Origin of the sequence: Phenylobacterium sp. (assembly GCF_965229015.1) — a bacterium.
GTDB lineage: Bacteria > Pseudomonadota > Alphaproteobacteria > Caulobacterales > Caulobacteraceae > Phenylobacterium.
In genome coordinates this window covers 1,030,621-1,048,205 of sequence record NZ_CBDDIM010000002.1, presented here as the reverse complement: position 1 = coordinate 1,048,205, position 17,585 = coordinate 1,030,621, and the positions used below count along the sequence as shown (strand labels likewise).

Sequence of the window (17,585 nt, the reverse complement as noted above, 5' to 3'; positions counted from 1 at the left end):
TGAATTTGCGTGCGGCCCTTGCGGCCCAGCCGCCCGAGACCCATATCGTTCACGATTGAACGATATGGAGGCGCGCATGACGACGCCAGCCCTTCGCAACGCGCCCGCCGTCCAGGCTCACCCCTTTGTCGAGGTGTTCCACGAGATCGGGGCCATCGAGCACTACCTGCGCATGTCGGTGACCAAGCACCTGCCTCCGGGCATGACGCACGCCCATTTCGAACTGCTGCAGTGGTTCATGCGCCATGGCGACGGCCAGACGCCGGCCGAACTCGCCCGCATCCTGCTGATGACCAAGGGCGCTGTGACCAACATCCTGCAGAAGATGTCCCAGATGGGTTGGGTGGCCGTGCTGGCCGACACCGCCGACCGCCGCAAGAAGCGCGTGAAGATCACCCGCGCCGGGATCGAGGCGTCCCAGGCCGTCATGAAGGACATGAAGGCCAAGACCGAAGCCCTGCGGGACGGGTTCACCGACAACGAGTTCCGCGCCGTGACGCCCTTCCTCAAGGCCCTGCGGGTCTTCCTCTCGGAGATCAGCGAGCCGGGCGCACCCGCAGCCGCGCTCCGCTGACGCCGGTCACCTCGACCGCCGCGCCGCGAACCAGGGGCTGGTCGTCGTCGAGGTCGGCGGCCCACTCCTTGCCATCGATGAACACCCGGCCCGCGCGGTCGTGAAAGTTGGCGATCGCCTTGCCGTGGTGGCCCACCAGCCGGGCCACATTGTCGTTGATGTCGTCGGCCTCGCCGGCCTGGCGCGCCGGCCAGAACCGGCGCGCCAGCAGGGTGGTGACGATGGTCAGGCCCGCATAGAGACCCACGGCCCCCACCCAGGGCAGGCCAAACAGCGCCACGGCCACGGCGGTCGCCGCCGCGCTCGCCGCCGGCCACAGCAGCCAGCCCGAGCCGGTGGCCACCTCGGCCGCCAGCACCAGGGCCCCGATCGCCGCCCACACCCAGAACGGATTGGCGACCACCAGCTGGATCAGGCCCTCCACCGGGTCAGCTCCCCGCCTTGGGGACCGCCGTCGCGCGCGGCGGCGAGGGCGGTCGCGGCGGCGGCGGACGGTCGGACTGGATGGTCTTCACCAGCTCGCCGATCCCGGCGATGGAGCCGACGATGGAGCTCATGTCGGCCGGCACGATGACCGTCTTCTGCTGCGGGCTCTCGGCCAGCTTGGCGAAGGCCTCGACGTATTTCAGGGCCACGAAGTAGTTGATGGCGTTGACGTCGCCACTGGCGATGGCGTCGGAGACCAGCTTGGTGGCGGTGGCCTCGGCGCCGGCCGCCCGCTCGCGGGCCTCGGCGTCGCGGAAGGCGGCCTCACGGCGGCCCTCGGCCTGCAGGATGGCCGACTGCTTGGCGCCCTCGGCCACGGTGATCGCCGCCTGCTTCTCCCCGTCCGCCTCGGTGATCACCGCCCGGCGCTCCCGCTCGGCCTTCATCTGCCTGGCCATGGCGTTGGTGATGTCCGGCGGCGGCTGCAGGTCCTTGATCTCGATGCGGGCCACCTTCACCCCCCAGGGGCTAGTGGCCTGGTCGATGACGTCCAGCAGGCGGGTGTTGATCTGGTCGCGCTGGCTCAGCACCTCGTCCAGCTCCATGTTGCCCACCACCGTGCGCAGGTTGGTCATGGTCAGCTGGGTGATGGCGTAGTCGAGATTGGTCACGCGATAGGCCGCCGCCGCGGCGTCCATCACCTGGATGAAGACGATGGCGTCCACCTGCACCGAGACGTTGTCCTTGGTGATCACGTCCTGGCGCGGCACGTCCAGCACCTGCTCCATCATGTTGATGCGCCGGCCCACGCCTTCGACGAAGGGGGTCAGGAAGGAGATGCCGGGCTTGAGGGTGCGGGTGTAGCGGCCGAACCGCTCGACGGTGTACTCGCGGCCCTGGGGCACGATCTTGATGGCCCCCAGCACGATCACCAGGGCCAGGATCAGGAAGGCGATCGACGCGATTGTCGCAGCAGCCATGACAACGTCTCCGAGTGTCCGGAGACGACCTTAGCGTGCCGAGGGGGCCGTCGTCTCGCCCGCCGCGTTCAATTCGAAGATGGTGGGCGGCGCCTCACGCTCGGTCTTGATCATCACCTTGGCCAGGCGATTGGAGATGTCCTGGCCGTGGTTGGCGGCGGCCATCTCCGCCCGGCGGCTGGCCGGGGTGCAGGCCTGGAACTCGCTCTGGCGGGAGGCGAAGCCGGTGTTGAAGCTTTCCTTCAGGCGACGATCCAGGGCCTCGTCAGGCTTCTCGGCGGCCACCATGTTGATCATGCGGGTGCGCCAATACTGGTCCTCGATCCCGGCGCAGGCCTGGCGCAGGGCGTGGCTCTCCCCCAGCACATAGGCGAGGTCCACCAGGTTCTGGCGCAGGGCCGGGCTACGGTCCTGGGCGAGGGCCGGGAAGGCCAGGGCGGCGAGCGCGAACGGAAGCATCAGACGGCGCATGGCGCTACTCTAGAAGAGGCGGCGCGCGCTTGTCATCCCGGCGCGCGCGGCGGGCGAGCGCCATTCTCCTGCCGCCGGATGCGGGGAATTGCGCTATGCCCACGCTTCGCATCGCCCAAGGAAGACCCATGCGCACCGTTCCCATCGCCATCGCCCTCGCCGCCCTGGCGGTCGCCGCCCAGGCCGCCACCCCGGCCAAGCCGCTGTTCGACGTGCGCGATCCCGCCGCCCTGGTCACCCTGCTGAAATCGATGAACGCCAAGGCGGAGATCGCCAAGACGGCGGGGACCGAGGTCTTCGTCAATGTGGAGACCCCCGGCGGGGATTTCGGCGCCCAGTACGTGGACTGCGACGCCAAGGGCAAGGCCTGCCACGCCCTGATTTTCACCACCGCCTTCTCGGCCAAGGGGGTGAGCGTCGCGGAGATGAACAGCTTCAACAAGGGCCAGGTGGCCTGCCGCGGCTTCATCGCCGACGACGGCAAGCCCAACGTCGCCTACGCCACCCTGGTCAACCTGCGGATGACCGCAGACGAGGTGAAGCAGCACATCGGCGTCTGGCAGGGCTGCCTGGGATCCTTCGCGGAGTTCACCAAGGGCGCCGAATAGGCGGCAGGGCTAAGGCTTCTCCGGCTCCTCCGCCACCGCCCAGGGCGCCGTCGCCAGGCGTTGCGCCAGGAAATCGTACAGCACCCGGACCCGCGCCGGCCGCAGGCGGCCCGGCGGCGAGACCAGGTGCAGGGCGATGGGCGGGGTGCGCCAGTCGCACATCACCGACTCCAGGGTCCCGTCGGTGAGCTCCTGCCAGATCAGGAACTCCGGCTGCAGGGCCAGGCCCAGGCCTTCGCGCAGGGCCGGTCCCAGGGCGTCGGAATTGTTGACCTTCAGCGGCCCGCTCACGCTCACCGCCTGCTCACCCTGGGTGGGGTGCGTGAACCGCCAGACCTCCGGGGTCAGGACATAGGCGTAGGTCAGAGCCCTGTGCAGCATCAGGTCGCGGGGATGGGTGGGCCGCCCGTGGGCCTGGAGGTAGGCGGGCGAGGCCACCAACACGATCCGCACCGCGCAGAGCCGGCGCGCCAGCAGAGAGGAGTCGGGCAGGGCGCCGATCCGCAGGCCCAGATCGAACCCCTCCCCCACCAGGTCCACCTTCTGGTCGCTGAGGCTGAGGTCGATGGAGACATCCGGGTAGAGCTTCAGGAACTCCGGGATCAGGGGCGCCACGTGCCGCACCCCGAAGGACATCGGCGCGGCCAGGCGAACCAGGCCTTGCGGCGTCGCCGACTGGGCGGCGGCCTCGGCCTCCACCGCCTCCCCCTCGGCCAGAAGGCGCTGCGCCCGCTCCAGGGCCGTCCGCCCGCTCTCGGTGAGCGACAGCTTGCGGGATGTCCGATGGAAGAGGGTGGTCCCCAGCCGGCTCTCCAGCCGCGCCACGGCCTTGGAGACGGTGGCCTTGGAGAGCTCCAGCTCGGCGGCGGCGCGGGCGAAGGCGCCGGTCTCGGCCACCTTGGCGAAGATGGCCCAGGCCTCGAAGTCGGGAAGACGTGGCATGACGATTTCCGAAACGATCTGTTTCCATCGTTTCTATTTCGGATTGCGCGGGGATGGCTACCTTGATCTCAACAGCGACGCGACGGCCTGCCGCGCGTCCCTCAAGATCAGGAGACCACGAGATGATCGAACGCAGATCCTTTGACTCCCTCGGCGGCGCCAACCACGGCTGGCTCGACGCCAAGCATCACTTCTCCTTCGCCGAATACTACGACCCCAAGCGCATGGGCTGGGGGCCTCTTCGCGTCTGGAATGATGACCGCATCGAGCCCAATTCCGGCTTCCCGCCGCACCCCCACGCGAACATGGAGATCATCACCTATGTCCGCACCGGCGCCATCACCCATCAGGACAGCCTGGGCAACACCGGCCGCACCGAGGCCGGCGACGTCCAGGTGATGAGCGCGGGGTCTGGCATCCGCCACGCCGAGTTCAATCTGGAGAGCGAGCCCACCACCCTGTTCCAGATCTGGATCCAGCCCAACAAGACGGGCGGCGAGCCGAGCTGGGGCGCCAAGCCCTTCCCCAAGGGTGACCGCGCCGGGAAGTTCGTGACCCTGGCCAGCGGCGTGGAGGGCGACACCGACGTCCTGCCGATCCGCACCAATGGCCGGGTCGTGGCCGCCACCCTGAAGGCCGGCGAGACCGCCGAATACCAGCTGGGCGCCGACCGCTTCGGCTATCTGGTGCCCGCCACCGGCTCGGTGGAGGTCAACGGCGTGACCCTGAAGGCCCGCGACGGCGCGGCCATCCGCGATGAAGCCACGGTGCGGGTCACCGCCCTGGAAGACGCCGAACTCGTCCTCGTCGACGCCGCCTAATTCTCTCTCCTTCCCGCCCCGGTGAAAGCCGGGGCGGCCGTCCCCTCCCCGATCGAAAGCCCTCCATGACCAAGGTCCTCGTCCTCTATCACTCCGCCTACGGGCACATCGAAACCATGGCCAAGGCCGTGGCCGAAGGCGCCCGCGCCACCGGCGCCACGGTGGACATCAAGCGTGTCCCCGAGACCGTGCCCGAGGAGATCGCCAAGGCGGCCCACTTCAAGCTCGACCAGGAGGCCCCGATCGCCAGGATCGAGGACCTGGCCGACTACGACGCCATCATCGTGGGCGTCGGCACGCGGTTTGGTCGCATGAACTCGCAGATGGCGGCCTTCCTCGACCAGGCCGGCGGCCTGTGGGCCAAGGGCGCCCTGAACGGCAAGGTGGGGGGCGCCTTCACCTCCACGGCCACCCAGCACGGCGGCCAGGAAATGACCCTGTTCTCGGTGATCACCAACCTGCTGCACTTCGGCATGGTCGTGGTGGGCCTGGACTACGGCTTCGCCGGCCAGATGACCCTGACCGAAGTCACCGGCGGCAGCCCCTATGGCGCGTCGACCATCGCCGGCGGCGACGGCTCGCGCCAGCCCTCAGAGAATGAACTGGAAGGCGCCCGCTACCAGGGCCGCAAGATCGCGCAGACCGCCGCCAAGCTGGCGGCCTGACGCGAGACGCCGTCGTTCCGACCTCCCCGGAGGACGACGGCCAAGCCGCCGAGGCTGACCCCCAGCTCGGTGGCGCACGAGGGGTGGAGGCGCCGCACACACCGCGCCTCCACCCTGATCGTTCTGATGAGAAGACTAGGCCGTCACCTTCACCAGCTTGCTCGCCCGGGCCAGGGCGGCTTCCGCCTCCGAGACCAGGTTGGCCACGATCTGGGCGGCCGGCAGCACCTCGTGGATGCCGCCCGCCGACTGGCCCATGGCGAAGCAGGACTTGTCGGGGTCGAGGCCCTCGATCTGGCCCCCGATGCCGCCCATGACCCCGGCCTGGCTGGAGATCATCGCCTGCATGGGGAAGGGCTGGATGTCCTGGGGACGGGTCTCCCAGTCCTCCACATAGGGGTTCTTGCGCACCCGCATCGGCTTGCCGGAATAGGACCGTGTACGGACGGTATCCTCGTCGGCCGCCTCGACGATGGTCTGGCGATAGAGTTCGCCGGCATGGGCTTCCTTGCTGGCGATGAAGCGGGTGCCCATCCAGACGCCGACGGCGCCCAGGGTCAGGGCCGCGGCAAGACCGCGCCCGTCATAGAGGCCGCCGGCCGCCACCACCGGAATCTTCACGGCCTCCACCGCCTGGGCCACCAGGGGCATGGTGCCCACCAGGCCGGTATGGCCGCCGCCCTCGCCGCCCTGGCAGATGACCGCGTCGCAGCCGGCCTGCTCGGCCTTCACCGCGTGCTTCACCGCCCCGCAGACCACCATGACCTTTAGGCCCGCCTTCTTCAGCTTCTCCATGATCGGCATGGGCACGCCGAGACCCGCCACGAAGCTGGAGGCGCCCTCCTCGATGATGATCTCCACCGAAGCCGTCAGGCTCTCGGGGCTGGCCGCCAGCAGGTCGACGCCGAAGGGCTTGTCGGTGAGGCTTTTGACCTTGCGCATCTCGTCGCGGATGAAGTCGGGCGTGCGCCCGGCCATGCCCAGCACGCCATAGCCCCCGGCGTTGGAGACCGCGGCCACCAGCTCGGCATAGGAGACGCCCCCCATGCCGGCCAGCATGATCGGATGCTTGACCCCCAAGAGGTCGCAAAGCGGGGTGTGCAGGGTCATGGCGTTTTCTCCCGAAGTCTCGTTGGGGACAGGATGGCGCCATGGCCCCCGCAAGGAAACCGTGACCCAAGGTCAGCGGATCAGAAGATCCCGTAGCCGCCGTCGATCAGGAAGCTGTCGCCGGTGTGGAAGGCCGAGGCGTCCGACGCCAGATAGACCGCCATGCCGCCGAAGTCCGCCGGCTGGCCCCAGCGGCGCATGGGCACCCGCTTGATCACCGCGTCGTTGAACTTGTCATTGCCCTGGGCGCCGGCCGTCATGTCGGTGGCGATCCAGCCGGGCAGGATGGCGTTGGCCCGTACGCCATAGCGTGCGTGTTCCACGGCGATGGCGCGGATCATGGAGATCACCGCCCCCTTGGTGGCGGCGTAGGCCTCGTTGCGCGCGGCGCCGTCGAGGGCCGACAGGGAGGAGATCACCACCAGGGAGCCGCCGGCCTTGTCGCCGGATCCCGCCCGCTCGACCATGTGCTTGCAGGCCTCGCGGAAGGTGAAGAACACCCCGTCCAGGTTCACCGACAGCACCTTGCGGTAGGTCTCGGTGGAGAATTCGGAGAAGGAGGGCGCGCCGCCCCCGATGCCGGCATTGGCGATCACCGTGTCGATGCGGCCCATCTTGGACACGGCCTCGACCATCCCGGCCTTGACCGCCTGCTCGTCGGCCACGTCCACCACCTGGGTCAGGACGCGGACGCCCGCGCCCCTGAGCCTGGCCTCGGCGTCGGCGTTCTTCTTGGGGTTGGAGCCCCAGACCACCACGTCGGCCCCGGCCTGGGCCAGGGCCTCCACCATGCCAAGGCCGATGCCGCCATTACCCCCGGTGACAAGGGCCACCTTGCCGGACAGGTCGAAGGGTTTGTAGGCCATGGCGTCTGCTCCCGATCTCGTTTCTTGGCGTGTTGCGACGACAGAGGCCGGGGTTACGCTCGGTCCGTCAAGTCGAGGCTGGCCATTTGACTTACCCGGCGGCGGGGGCTCCCGATGGGCGAAAGACGTCCCGGGAGGACCGCCATGCTCACCCTCTACGACCACCCGCTCTCGCCCTACGCCCAGAAGGTCAAGATCGCCCTGCGCGAGAAGGGCCAGGCCTTCGAGGCCGTCGCCCCGGGCGGGCTTGGCGCCGGCGGCGCTCAGGGCGATTTCCTCGCCGCCAATCCCCGCGCCGAGGTCCCGGCCCTGGTGGACGGCGAGGTGGCCGTCTTCGATTCCACCATCATCCTGGAATATATCGAGGACCGCTGGCCGACCCCGCCCCTGCTGCCGGCCAGCCCTGCCGAACGCGCTCGGGTGCGGATGCTGGAGGAGGTGATGGACACCCACTTCGAGGCCATCAACTGGGGCCTGTCGGAGATCTACTGGTTCCGCCGCGCCGAGGGCGACCTGGCCCAGGCCCTGATCGCCAGGGCCGCCGAGCAGACCGCCGGCTTCTTCGCCTGGCTGGAAGGCCAACTGGCCGACCGCCCCTGGTTCAACGGCGAGAGTTTCGGCTGGGGGGACCTGGCCGTCGTCCCCTATCTCAATGGCTCTGTGGGCCACGGCAACCCGCCGGCCCAGGGCGGCAAGCTCTCCGATTGGCTCGCCCGCGCCAACGCCCGTCCCTCGGTGGCCGAGACCACCAAGGAAGCCGCCGCCGCGGCGGCGGCCTCGGCCATGCCCAATGTGGCGGAGCTGGTGAAACAGGGCCTGTTCAAGCGGGAGTACCGCGACCACCGCCTGGAATGGATGATCAAGAGTGGCGGCGCCCAGGTGGTCATCGACGGCCTGGCCCGCGACAACATCCGCTTCAGCCCGACCTTCGGTTAGGCGGTCTTCAGCGGCGGCTGCGGACGGGAGAAGACCCACTCGGTCTCGCTCGAGGCCTGGGGCTGGAAACGGTAGCCCTCGCTGTCGAAGGCCTTCAGGTCGGCGGCTCTTTCGATGCGGTGGTCGACGGCGTAGCGGGCCATCAGGCCGCGGGCCTTCTTGGCGTAGAAGCTGATCACCTTGGCCTGGCCGTCCTTCTCCTCGACGAAGCGGGGGGAGACCACCGGCAGCTTGAGCGCCGCGCGATCGACGACGCCAAAATATTCCTGGCTGGCGCAGTTCACCAGGGTCGGATCCTTGTGGCGCGCGGCCTGCTCGTTGAGGGCCTTGGCGACCTTGTCGCCCCAGAAGGCGTAGAGGCTCGGGCCGCGCTTGGTCTTCAGCCGCGTGCCCATTTCAAGCCGGTACGGCTGGATGCCATCGAGGGGCCGCAGCAGGCCATAGAGCCCCGACAGGATGCGGACGTGATCCTGGGCGAAGGCCAGGGCCTTCTTGTCCAGTTCTCGGGCCTTGAAGCCCATATAGACGTCGCCATTGAAGGCGAAGGCCGCCTGCACCCCCTCCTCCATGCCGGGATCGAAGGCCTGGAACCGCTCGCGGTTCAGTTGCGCCAGGTTGTCCGACAGGCTCATCAGCCGCTTCACCTGGGCCACCGTCAGCTTGCGGGTGGTCTCCGACAGCAGGGCGATGTCGTCGGCCATCTCCGGCGTGGTCATCGGCAGGGGCTTGTCCGGCGCGGCGAAGTTCATCGCCTTGGCGGGGGACAGGACAATCAGCATGGCGGCTCAGAAGAAGACGCGGGGATTCATGATCCGCTTGGGGTCCAGGCTTTGCCGGATTGCGCTCAACGCCGCAACCTCCACCGGGCTTTTGTAGCGCCGGGCCTCTTCGGTCTTCATCGATCCCAGGCCGTGCTCGGCGGAGATGGAGCCTCCCATGCCCGCCGCGACGTCATGCACGATCCGCGAGCCCTCGTTGCGCTTGGCCGAGTGGGCGGCGTCGTCGCCGCCGTCGGGGCGGATGACGTCGTAGTGGATGTTGCCGTCGCCGACGTGGCCGAAGGCGGTGATCCGGCAGCCCGGGGCGAAGGCCTCCATGGCCGCCGTCGCCTCGCCGATGAACTTCGCCACCTGGCTGACGGGCACGGAGATGTCGTGCTTCCAGGTCGCGCCCTCGGGCTTCTGGCCGGGCGACTGGTTCTCGCGCACCGACCAGAAGGCCTTGGCCTGGGCCTCGCTCTGGGCGATGGCGGCGTCGAGGATCAGGGCGTCCTCCAGCGCCTTGCCCAGCAGCCGCTCCATGGCGGCCTCGGCCGCGCCGGGCTCGCCCGAGGCGATCTCGATCAGCACGTACCAGGGATAGGCCTGGTGCAGCGGGTCGCGCTGGTTGGCGATATTCTTCAGCACGAATTCGACGCCCCGCCGGCCCATCAGCTCGAAGGCCTCCACGGCGCCTCCGGCCTCCTCCTTGGCGCGGACCAGCAGCTGGATCGCCACCTCCGGCGACTCCACCGCCGCCACCGCCGTGGCGCGGCTGGCCAGGATGGGAAACAGCTTCAGGCTGGCGGCGGTGACGACCCCGAGGGTCCCCTCGCCGCCGATGAACAGCTGCTTCAGGTCATAACCGGTGTTGTCCTTGCGCAGGCGCTTCAGGCCATTCCAGATCTCGCCATTGGGCAGCACGGCCTCCAGGCCCAGGACCAGGTCCCGGGTATTGCCGTAGCGCAGCACCGCCGTGCCGCCGGCGTTGGTCGACACGATCCCGCCGATGGTGGCCGTGCCCTCCGAGGCCAGGCCCATGGGGAACCGGCGGCGCACCTGGAGGGCCGCCTCGTGGACGGCCGCCAGGGTCACCCCGGCCTCGGCCACGATCACGTCATCGAAGGCGTCAACGTCGCGGATGGTCGACAGACGCTCGGTGGAGAGCAGGATCTCGCCCTGCGGAATCTGGCCGCCCACCAGCCCGGTGTTGCCGCCCTGGGTGGTGATCGGCACGCCCGCCTCATGGCAAATCCCCACCACGGCGGAGACATCGGCGGTGGTCCTGGGCAGGGCCAGGAGGGGCGTCGTCCCCTTCCAGCGATCGCGCCACTCGAGCAGCTTGGGCGCCAGCCGCTCGGGCTCCTGGCTCCACCCGCCCTCGCCGAGCACGGCCTTAAGGCGGGACAGGACGTCGGCGGGAACGGGGATGGTCATGGTCGTCAGCCTACTCCCGATGGTCCTAGCCGACAAAGCCCGCGGCGCGGCTCAGCCGGTCATTGATGGCCTCGCCCAGACCCTCGGCCGGGATCGGGGCGACGGCGATGGCGGTGGGCTTCACGCGGTCGGCGGCGCGCAGGAAGGCGAACAGGTTGGCGGCCGCCTCGCGCAGATCGCCCGACGGGCTGAGGTTCAGGACGTTGCCGGTCACGCCCGTCGGACCGAAGGCGAGATAGGCCTCGCCCGGCGCAGGAGCTTCGGCGTTCAGGCGCACGGGCGCTTCGGGCGAATAGTGTCGCGCCAGCCGGCCGGGCGAGCGCTTGGCGTCGTCCTCGGCTTCGGCGAGCGGCCCGATCACCGCCTCGATCTCGTCGCGCGTCACCGAGCCGGGCCGCAACAGGCGCGGCTGGTCCAGCAGGGCGACCACGGTGGATTCCAGGCCCACCGCGCAGGGCCCGCCATCGAGGGCGGCGGCGGCCTTGTCCCCCGTCTCCTCCATCGCGTCGGCGAAGGTCGTCGGGCTGGGCCGCCCCGACCGGTTGGCCGAGGGCGCCACCACCGGGCCGCCGAAGCGGGCCAGCAGCTCCCGGGCCAAGGGATGGGCCGGCACGCGAATCGCCACGGTCTCCAGTCCGGCCCGGGCCAGGTCGCAGACCACGGTGTCGGGGGCGATGGGCAAGACGAGCGTCAGCGGCCCCGGCCAGAAGGCCGCCGCCAGCCTGCGCGCCCGATCGTCGAACACCGCCAGCCGCTCGGCCGTCGCCAGGTCGGCCACATGGCTGATGAGCGGATTGAAGCGTGGACGGCCCTTGGCCTCGTAAATGGCGGCCACGGCGGCGGGGTTGGCCGCGTCGGCGCCCAGGCCATAGACGGTCTCGGTGGGCAATATCACCAGGGCCCCGACGCGCAGGGCCGCCACCGCGGTCTCTAGCGGGTCGCCGTGAGCTGCACGCTCACCTTCACCTGTGCTGGAATCTGATCGGTCGCCTGCCACTCGCCCTGCCCCACGCCGAAGGCGGTCCGGTCGAGGGTGGTTACACCGCTCATGCGCGCCTTGTCGCCGTCGATCTTCAGGGTGAAGGGCAGCCGCACCGGCTTGGTGACGCCCCGCAGGCTGAGCTTGCCCCGGGCGACATAGCGGTCCCCGCCGGCGGCCTCGAACCGGTCGGCCGTGAAGATCGCCTTGGGATGGGTCGCCACGTCGAAGAAGTCGGCGCCCGGCAGGGCCGCGTCGCGCTGGGGATCGCCGGTGGCGACGGAGGCCAGGTCGATGATCACCTTGACGTGGCTGCGGTCCAGGGCGTCGGGGGAGAAGACGATATCCGCCGTCCACTGGTCGAACCGCCCCTCCAGCGCCTGGCCGCCCCAGGAACTGGAGAAGCCGATGGCCGAGCCCTTGGAGACCGTCCACTTCGACGCCTCGATCGGAGCCTCAGGGGCATCTGCGGCCGGAGCCGGCGTCGTCGCCGGCGCGGCCGGCGCAGCCGCGGGTTCGGCGATCTGGGCGGGCGGCGGCGGCAGAGGCGCCGAGGCCGGAGGCCGGGGATGGATCAACCAGGCGCCGCCGATAGCGACAGCCACGCCCAGGGCGATCAGCAGCAGCCGCGGCTCCAGCCAGCGGCCGGCCAGGGCGCCCGGCGCCATGCGATGGAGGACCGGCTCGTCGCGGCTGAACAGCTGGTGCTTCAGGGCGCCGGCCACGTGCAGGCCGATCAGGATGTAGAACCCCCACCCCAGGGTCTCGTGGGTCTCATGGGCCGCCCCGTTCCAGAGCGCCTTGCCGGCGGCGGGCAGCTCGGCGAGGCCCGGGACGTGGGGCCAGGGGATCAGGCCCCAGAGCACCGTCGGGATGCCGGTCTTGCTGGTGGAGACCATGATCCAGCCGGTGATCGGCATGCCGATCATCAGGGCGTAGAGCCCCCAGTGCACGACCCTCGACAGCCACAGCTCCCAGACCGCCAGGGTCGCGGGCTCCGGCGGCGGGGGGTTGGCGATCCGCCAGCCGAGCCGGGCCAGGCTGAGCACCAGGATGGTGATCCCCACCGACTTGTGCAGCTGGATAAGCGCGAAGGCTTCCGGCGTCTTCAGGTCGTGGAAGCGCCAGGGCAGCTGCATCTGGAACAGGATCGCCGCGGCGATCAGCCAGTGCAGGACGATGGCGGGCGTGGTGTAGCGGTCGCGCCTCATCGCCTACTTCTTCACGAACTCGACCTCGAACAGCAGGTCGAGGTCATCGCCGGCGAACTGGCTCATGGAGGTGACGCCGAAGTCCGAGCGCTTGAGATGGGTGGTTCCGGAGAAGCCGATCCGCGTCCCCGCCCCCAGCATGCCGGGCCCCACGCCGTTGAAGGTAACGTCCAGCACCACAGGCTTGGTCACCCCGTGGAAGGTGAGGTCGCCGCTCACCGTGCCCTTGCCGTCCGCGCCCTCGGCCTTGGTGGAGACGAAGGTGATGGCCGGGTACTTGGCGCTGTTGAAATAGCTGGGGCCGGCGATGGTCTTGTCGAAATCGGGCAGGCCTGTGTTGATGGAGGCGGGATCGACGGTGATCGTAACCTTGGTGTCGCTCCAGGTCGCCGGATCATAGGTGAAGCCGCCGTCGATGCGGTCGAAGCGCATGGTGAACTTCGAAAAGCCCCCCATGTGCGGGACCTTCACCAGCAGGCTGGCGTGGCGCTTGTCCAGGGCGTAGTCGCCCGCCGGGACCCTCGCCGGGTCCTGACTGGCGGGATTGGCCAGGGCGCCGCCGCCCAGGACGCCCCAGAGCGCCACCGCGAGCAGGAGATTTCGGATCACGGCGATTTCCTTGGCAGCGCCGGCGCAGGCGCGCGGCAGGCGGATACTCGAAACCTAAAGTGTGGCGCCCGCAAGACGCCCTTAGGGCATCGTGAAGCAACGGCTGACCAGGGCCACCAGGGCGTCTTCATAGCGGGTCGGCGGGTCATCGGTCAGGCCGGTGAGCCAGGACCGGGCGATCCACTGGGTCGAACCGAAGACCAGTGCGGCGAAAACCTCCGGCGGGGCCAGGGGCAGCTTGCCGGCGGCCAGCCAGGGGCTGGCCCAGGCGACGAAGCGGGCCTCGAATTCGGCGTTCAGAGCCCGCACCGGTTCGCTGTGGCGCGACATCCAGTCGGCGCTGGCGCATTCGATCATGAAGTTGTGCCGCTGAGGATGGGCCTGCTGATAGCGCAGGGTGGCGCGGATGGCCGCGCCGATGGCCTGCACCGGATCGGCATGGCCGCCCTCCAGGGCGGTGACCGCCGCCTCCCAATAGGTGCGGCGCTCCAGCAGATAGACCTCGATTCCGACGCCGTCCTTGGAGCCGAAGTGATGGAAGATGCTGCCGTGCGAGACCCCGGAGAGTCGGCCCACCTGCGCCAGCGACGTCTGGTCGTAGCCCTGCTCGGTGAACAGGGTCAGGGCGGCGTCGACGACCTTCTGGCGGGTGGTGGTCTGAGACATCGATAAACTCAAGGTAGCGTCCTAGATTGACAGTCTAGACCTATAGTCTAATAGACTTCGCCCGGCGGGACCACCGATCCGAGGTCCAGGTGACAGGAGATGTCCCTTGTCGCGTGATCTGATGAAGGCCCAGGTCGAGCTGATCGACGCCGCCTACGCCACCGCCAACGACCCAGGCCGATGGGCCGACATGGTGGCCTGCGCCCAGTCGTGGTTCGGGGGCCTCGGCGCCGTCTATGCCCGCTCGGCGGACCGGCCCGCCGCAAACCGCCTCCTGGCCACCAGCTATGACGGGGCCTTCAAGGCCAGCTACAACGCCCGCTACGCCGGGATCAATCCGCTCATCGCCAACCCCCGTAAGGTCGCCAAGCCCCTCCTCCACAGCGAGGAGGTGATCGCCTATGACGACCTGACCCGGACGGAGTTCTACGCCGACTGGATGGCGCCCCAGGACATGGATTACGGGATCAGCCTGGAGATTTCCGGCGGCGGCGACTCCACCCTGAACTTCGCCATACTCCGCTCCCGCACCCTTGGTCGGTTCAGCGACGACGAGCAGCGGCTGTGCGAGAGCCTGATGCCGCATCTGCGCCGGGCCCTGCAGATCTCCGATCGCCTTGGCCTGCTGGAGACCGGCCTCACCGCCTGTCTGGACGGTTTCGAGACCCTGGCCGCGGGCGTCCTGCTGGTGGACGCCCGCGGCCGGCTTCGGTTCGCCAACGGCGAGGGCGAGCGGCTGCTGCGGGCCGCCGACGGCCTGTTCCTCCTGGGCGATCGGCCCACCGGACGCGCCAGCCGCGCTGAGAGCGCCCTGCGCGCCGCCCTCCACGCCGCAACCCGCCGCGACGGCGGTCCACGCACGGCGGCCACCTTCGGGGTCTCCCGCCACGAGAGCCACGCCCCCCTGTCGGTCACCGTGACCCCAGCCCGCGGCGATGGCGACCTGGCCTTGGTGCTGCTGCACGACCCCGACCGCCGATCCCGGCCTGACCCCGAGGCCCTGCGCCGGGTTCACGGCCTGACCCCGGCCGAGGCGCGGCTGGCGGCGGCGCTTTGCGACGGCCTAACCCTGGCCGACCACGCGCGTCGGGAGGGGGTCAGCCAGACCACCCTGAAAAGCCACCTGAAGGCGGTGTTCGGCAAGCTGGACGTCAACCGCCAGACCGATCTGGTGGGCCGCCTGACCGGCGATCCCATCCTGCGGTTCTCGCTGGACTGAGCGCACGATTGTCCGCGCGCCTCCTTCGAACGGAGGAGGCGCTTGGCGTGGCCCGCTTCTAATCCGTCTCCAAGCCGCCCGCTGACGGGCGGGGCAAAACGGAGACCCCCATGTCGAATCGAAACCGCGTCCTGCTGCTGGCCGCCGCCGCCTGCGCCTGCGCCCTGTCGGGTCCGGCCAGCGCCGCCGGATACATCAAGTACGGGGACGTCAACGGCGAGAACGCCGTCGCCCCTCAGGCCCGGCCCCAGGCCGCCGGGCGCGCCAAGGCCGACATCCTGATCGAGGGCCTCGGCGTCCTCCAGGCGGTCGCCGCTAGCCGTAAGGCCGCCCGGGAATCCGCCACCCGCAGCGCCGCCTCCGAGGCCAGCCAGGCCCCCGACATCGTCACCGGCGCCGGAGCTGGCGGGCATCCCACAGCCCTGCTCGTGCCCGCCGTTCAGAAAGCGCGGGTGCAGGCGCCCGGGGAGTAATCCGCGGACGCCGACGACCAGGCCGGGCGACCGGCTTGGTCCGAGGCCCGCCAGGAGCTACACAGCGGCCTTGAGCCTCAGGAGCCGCCCATGACCTTCCGCGCCCCGGTCCGCGACCTCGCCTTCGCCCTCAAGACGGTGGGCCACTCCGCCTTGATGGCCCAGGCCTTCCCCGACCTGGACGAGGACACCGTGGCCGCGGTGCTGGAGGCCGCCGGCGCCTTCGTGGAAAGCGAACTCGCGCCGCTGAACCGCGCGGGGGACACCCAGGGGGCCAAGTACGCCAACGGCAAGGTCACGGCCGCGCCGGGCTTCGCCGCCGCCTATCAGGCCTTCGTGGCCGGCGGCTGGAACGCTCTGTCCTCGGACCCCGAATATGGCGGCCAGGGGCTGACCGGAGCCCTGGGCCTGGCGGTGTTCGAGATGGTGCACGCCGCAAACATGGCGTTCGGCCTCTGCCCCATGCTCACCCAGGGCGCCATCGAGGCGCTCGCCCTGCACGGCACCGAGCGCCAGAAACGGCTGGTCCTGCCCAAGCTGGTCTCCGGCGAGTGGACCGGCACCATGAACCTCACCGAACCCCAGGCGGGCTCGGATCTCGCCGCCGTCGCCACCCGGGCCGAGCCCGACGGCAAGGGCGGCTACCGGCTGCACGGCCAGAAGATCTTCATCACCTGGGGCGACCACGACGCCGCCGACAACATCTGCCACCTGGTCCTGGCCCGCCTGCCCGACGCGCCCCCCGGCGTGAAGGGCATCAGCCTGTTCCTGGCCACCAAGCGGCTGGTGGACGATGAAGGAAATCTCGGCGACCCCAACGACCTTCGCGCGGGCTCCATCGAGCACAAGCTGGGCATCCACGGCTCCCCCACCTGCGTCATGCTGTTCGAGGGCGCCCAGGCCGAGCTGGTGGGGGAGGTCAACAACGGCATCGCCCACATGTTCATCATGATGAACGCCGCCCGTCTGCAGGTGGGGGTCCAGGGGGTGGCCATCGCCGAGCGGGCTTTCCAGCAGGCCCTGGCCTTCGCCCAGGAACGCAAGCAGGGCCGCGCCGCCTGGAGCGCCGAGGGCGTCATTTACGGCCACCCCGACGTGCGCCGCGCCCTGATGCTGATGAAGGCCAAGATCGAGGCCGCCCGCGCCATCTGCCTGTCCACCGGCGTGCTGAACGACGTGGCCCGGCTGGCGACCGACGACGCCGCCCGCGCGGTGGCCAAGGCCCGGGCCGAGCTCTTCACCCCCATCGCCAAGGCCTGGTCCACCGACATCGGCGTGGAGGTCGCCTCCCTGGGGGTGCAGATCCACGGCGGCATGGGCTTCATCGAGGAGACAGGCGCGGCACAGCACTATCGCGACGCCCGCATCGCCCCGATCTACGAGGGCACCAACGGCATCCAGGCCATCGACCTGGTGGGCCGCAAGGCGCCGATGGAGAACGGCGGGGTCATGGACGCGCTGGCCGCCGAGATGCACGCCACCGCCCAGGTGCTGAAGGGCTCCCCCGGCCTGGAGGGGGTCGGCGCGCGCCTGGACGCCGGTGTCGCGGCCCTGGAGCGGGCCACCGACTGGATCCTCGCCAACCGCGGCCCCACGGCCCTGTCGGGCGCCACCCCCTATCTGAAGCTGGCCGGCGACGTGGTGGGCGGCTGGATGCTGGGCCTGCAGGCGCTCGCCCTGACCGGCGCCTCCGACGACTGGGGGATGAGCAAGGCGGCGCTCGCCCGCATCTATGCCAGCCAGGTCCTGGCCCAGGCGCCCGGCCTGGCCGAAGGGGTCATGGAGGGCGCGGCCGACTACGAGAGCGTCAGCGCCCACGCGCTGGGGGGGTAGT

At 69.9% G+C, this 17,585-nt stretch carries 20 protein-coding genes; 8 read left to right on the top strand and 12 right to left on the bottom strand.

Translation table 11 applies throughout. The features are described 5' to 3' along the window. The first annotated feature begins 76 nt into the window (after positions 1 to 76). The gene (locus tag ACO06I_RS21315; protein ID WP_421934625.1) at positions 77 to 574 is read left to right on the top strand and encodes a MarR family winged helix-turn-helix transcriptional regulator; all 498 of its coding nucleotides are present in this window, start codon (positions 77 to 79) and stop codon (positions 572 to 574) included. Here the strand turns inward: ACO06I_RS21315 and ACO06I_RS21310 are convergent. The 3 genes from ACO06I_RS21310 to ACO06I_RS21300 are packed head-to-tail and all read right to left on the bottom strand — an operon-like array spanning position 537 to position 2,451. Then, positions 537 to 998, bottom strand: coding sequence for an NfeD family protein (locus ACO06I_RS21310; RefSeq protein WP_421934624.1), 462 nt, complete (start codon positions 996 to 998; stop codon positions 537 to 539). The two genes, ACO06I_RS21315 and ACO06I_RS21310, sit on opposite strands and share 38 nt — an antisense overlap. 4 nt (positions 999 to 1,002) lie before the next feature. Next, positions 1,003 to 1,980 carry an SPFH domain-containing protein gene (locus ACO06I_RS21305; protein WP_421934623.1) on the bottom strand — a complete coding sequence of 326 codons (978 nt, stop codon included), beginning with the start codon at positions 1,978 to 1,980 and terminating at the stop codon, positions 1,003 to 1,005. A 30-nt stretch (positions 1,981 to 2,010) separates the two neighbouring features. After that, entirely contained in the window at positions 2,011 to 2,451 is a 441-nt protein-coding gene (locus tag ACO06I_RS21300) for a TIGR02301 family protein (protein WP_421934622.1), read from the bottom strand. A gap of 128 nt (positions 2,452 to 2,579) precedes the next feature. Here ACO06I_RS21300 and ACO06I_RS21295 point away from each other — a divergent pair, with 128 nt between their 5' ends. Next, on the top strand, positions 2,580 to 3,059 hold the full coding sequence (locus ACO06I_RS21295; RefSeq protein WP_421934621.1) for a hypothetical protein: 480 nt from the start codon (positions 2,580 to 2,582) through the stop codon (positions 3,057 to 3,059). Between the two features lie 9 nt (positions 3,060 to 3,068). Here ACO06I_RS21295 and ACO06I_RS21290 read toward each other — a convergent pair whose 3' ends face one another. Further along, positions 3,069 to 4,001 carry a LysR family transcriptional regulator gene (locus ACO06I_RS21290; protein WP_421934620.1) on the bottom strand — a complete coding sequence of 311 codons (933 nt, stop codon included), beginning with the start codon at positions 3,999 to 4,001 and terminating at the stop codon, positions 3,069 to 3,071. Positions 4,002 to 4,123: 122 nt separating this feature from the next. On the opposite strand from ACO06I_RS21290, the gene ACO06I_RS21285 reads away from it, so the two are divergent. After that, a complete protein-coding gene (locus ACO06I_RS21285) occupies positions 4,124 to 4,822 on the top strand; it encodes a pirin family protein (RefSeq protein ID WP_421934619.1) in 699 nt (232 codons plus the stop codon). Between the two features lie 65 nt (positions 4,823 to 4,887). Next, the gene (gene wrbA / locus ACO06I_RS21280) at positions 4,888 to 5,487 is read left to right on the top strand and encodes an NAD(P)H:quinone oxidoreductase (RefSeq protein ID WP_421934618.1); all 600 of its coding nucleotides are present in this window, start codon (positions 4,888 to 4,890) and stop codon (positions 5,485 to 5,487) included. Between the two features lie 135 nt (positions 5,488 to 5,622). Here the strand turns inward: wrbA and ACO06I_RS21275 are convergent, their stop codons facing one another. After that, a complete protein-coding gene (locus tag ACO06I_RS21275; RefSeq protein ID WP_421934617.1) occupies positions 5,623 to 6,597 on the bottom strand; it encodes an NAD(P)H-dependent flavin oxidoreductase in 975 nt (324 codons plus the stop codon). A gap of 80 nt (positions 6,598 to 6,677) precedes the next feature. Beyond that, the gene (locus ACO06I_RS21270; RefSeq protein ID WP_421934616.1) at positions 6,678 to 7,463 is read right to left on the bottom strand and encodes an SDR family NAD(P)-dependent oxidoreductase; all 786 of its coding nucleotides are present in this window, start codon (positions 7,461 to 7,463) and stop codon (positions 6,678 to 6,680) included. A gap of 144 nt (positions 7,464 to 7,607) precedes the next feature. Between ACO06I_RS21270 and ACO06I_RS21265 the strand changes: the two genes are divergently transcribed. Further along, a complete protein-coding gene (locus ACO06I_RS21265; protein WP_421934615.1) occupies positions 7,608 to 8,399 on the top strand; it encodes a glutathione S-transferase family protein in 792 nt (263 codons plus the stop codon). Here ACO06I_RS21265 and yaaA read toward each other — a convergent pair. The 6 genes from yaaA to ACO06I_RS21235 all read right to left on the bottom strand — a co-directional run bounded on the left by yaaA (position 8,396) and on the right by ACO06I_RS21235 (position 14,059). After that, positions 8,396 to 9,178 carry a peroxide stress protein YaaA gene (gene yaaA, locus ACO06I_RS21260; RefSeq protein ID WP_421934614.1) on the bottom strand — a complete coding sequence of 261 codons (783 nt, stop codon included), beginning with the start codon at positions 9,176 to 9,178 and terminating at the stop codon, positions 8,396 to 8,398. The genes ACO06I_RS21265 and yaaA overlap by 4 nt on opposite strands. 6 nt (positions 9,179 to 9,184) lie before the next feature. After that, positions 9,185 to 10,594, bottom strand: a complete 1,410-nt coding sequence (locus ACO06I_RS21255; RefSeq protein ID WP_421934613.1) for an FAD-binding oxidoreductase — start codon at positions 10,592 to 10,594, stop codon at positions 9,185 to 9,187. Between the two features lie 25 nt (positions 10,595 to 10,619). Continuing rightward, on the bottom strand, positions 10,620 to 11,507 hold the full coding sequence (locus ACO06I_RS21250) for an L-threonylcarbamoyladenylate synthase (protein WP_421935114.1): 888 nt from the start codon (positions 11,505 to 11,507) through the stop codon (positions 10,620 to 10,622). 17 nt (positions 11,508 to 11,524) lie between these two features. Next, the gene (locus tag ACO06I_RS21245) at positions 11,525 to 12,784 is read right to left on the bottom strand and encodes a YceI family protein (protein WP_421934612.1); all 1,260 of its coding nucleotides are present in this window, start codon (positions 12,782 to 12,784) and stop codon (positions 11,525 to 11,527) included. A 3-nt stretch (positions 12,785 to 12,787) separates the two neighbouring features. After that, on the bottom strand, positions 12,788 to 13,393 hold the full coding sequence (locus tag ACO06I_RS21240) for a YceI family protein (protein ID WP_421934611.1): 606 nt from the start codon (positions 13,391 to 13,393) through the stop codon (positions 12,788 to 12,790). 81 nt (positions 13,394 to 13,474) lie between these two features. Beyond that, entirely contained in the window at positions 13,475 to 14,059 is a 585-nt protein-coding gene (locus ACO06I_RS21235) for a TetR/AcrR family transcriptional regulator (protein WP_421934610.1), read from the bottom strand. A 106-nt stretch (positions 14,060 to 14,165) separates the two neighbouring features. Between ACO06I_RS21235 and ACO06I_RS21230 the strand changes: the two genes are divergently transcribed. From ACO06I_RS21230 to ACO06I_RS21220, 3 genes are all read left to right on the top strand, one after another. Further along, positions 14,166 to 15,278, top strand: coding sequence for a helix-turn-helix transcriptional regulator (locus tag ACO06I_RS21230; RefSeq protein ID WP_421934609.1), 1,113 nt, complete (start codon positions 14,166 to 14,168; stop codon positions 15,276 to 15,278). A 110-nt stretch (positions 15,279 to 15,388) separates the two neighbouring features. Then, positions 15,389 to 15,751 carry a hypothetical protein gene (locus ACO06I_RS21225; RefSeq protein WP_421934608.1) on the top strand — a complete coding sequence of 121 codons (363 nt, stop codon included), beginning with the start codon at positions 15,389 to 15,391 and terminating at the stop codon, positions 15,749 to 15,751. A gap of 90 nt (positions 15,752 to 15,841) precedes the next feature. After that, on the top strand, positions 15,842 to 17,584 hold the full coding sequence (locus tag ACO06I_RS21220) for an acyl-CoA dehydrogenase (protein ID WP_421934607.1): 1,743 nt from the start codon (positions 15,842 to 15,844) through the stop codon (positions 17,582 to 17,584). Position 17,585: the final 1 nt, after the last annotated feature.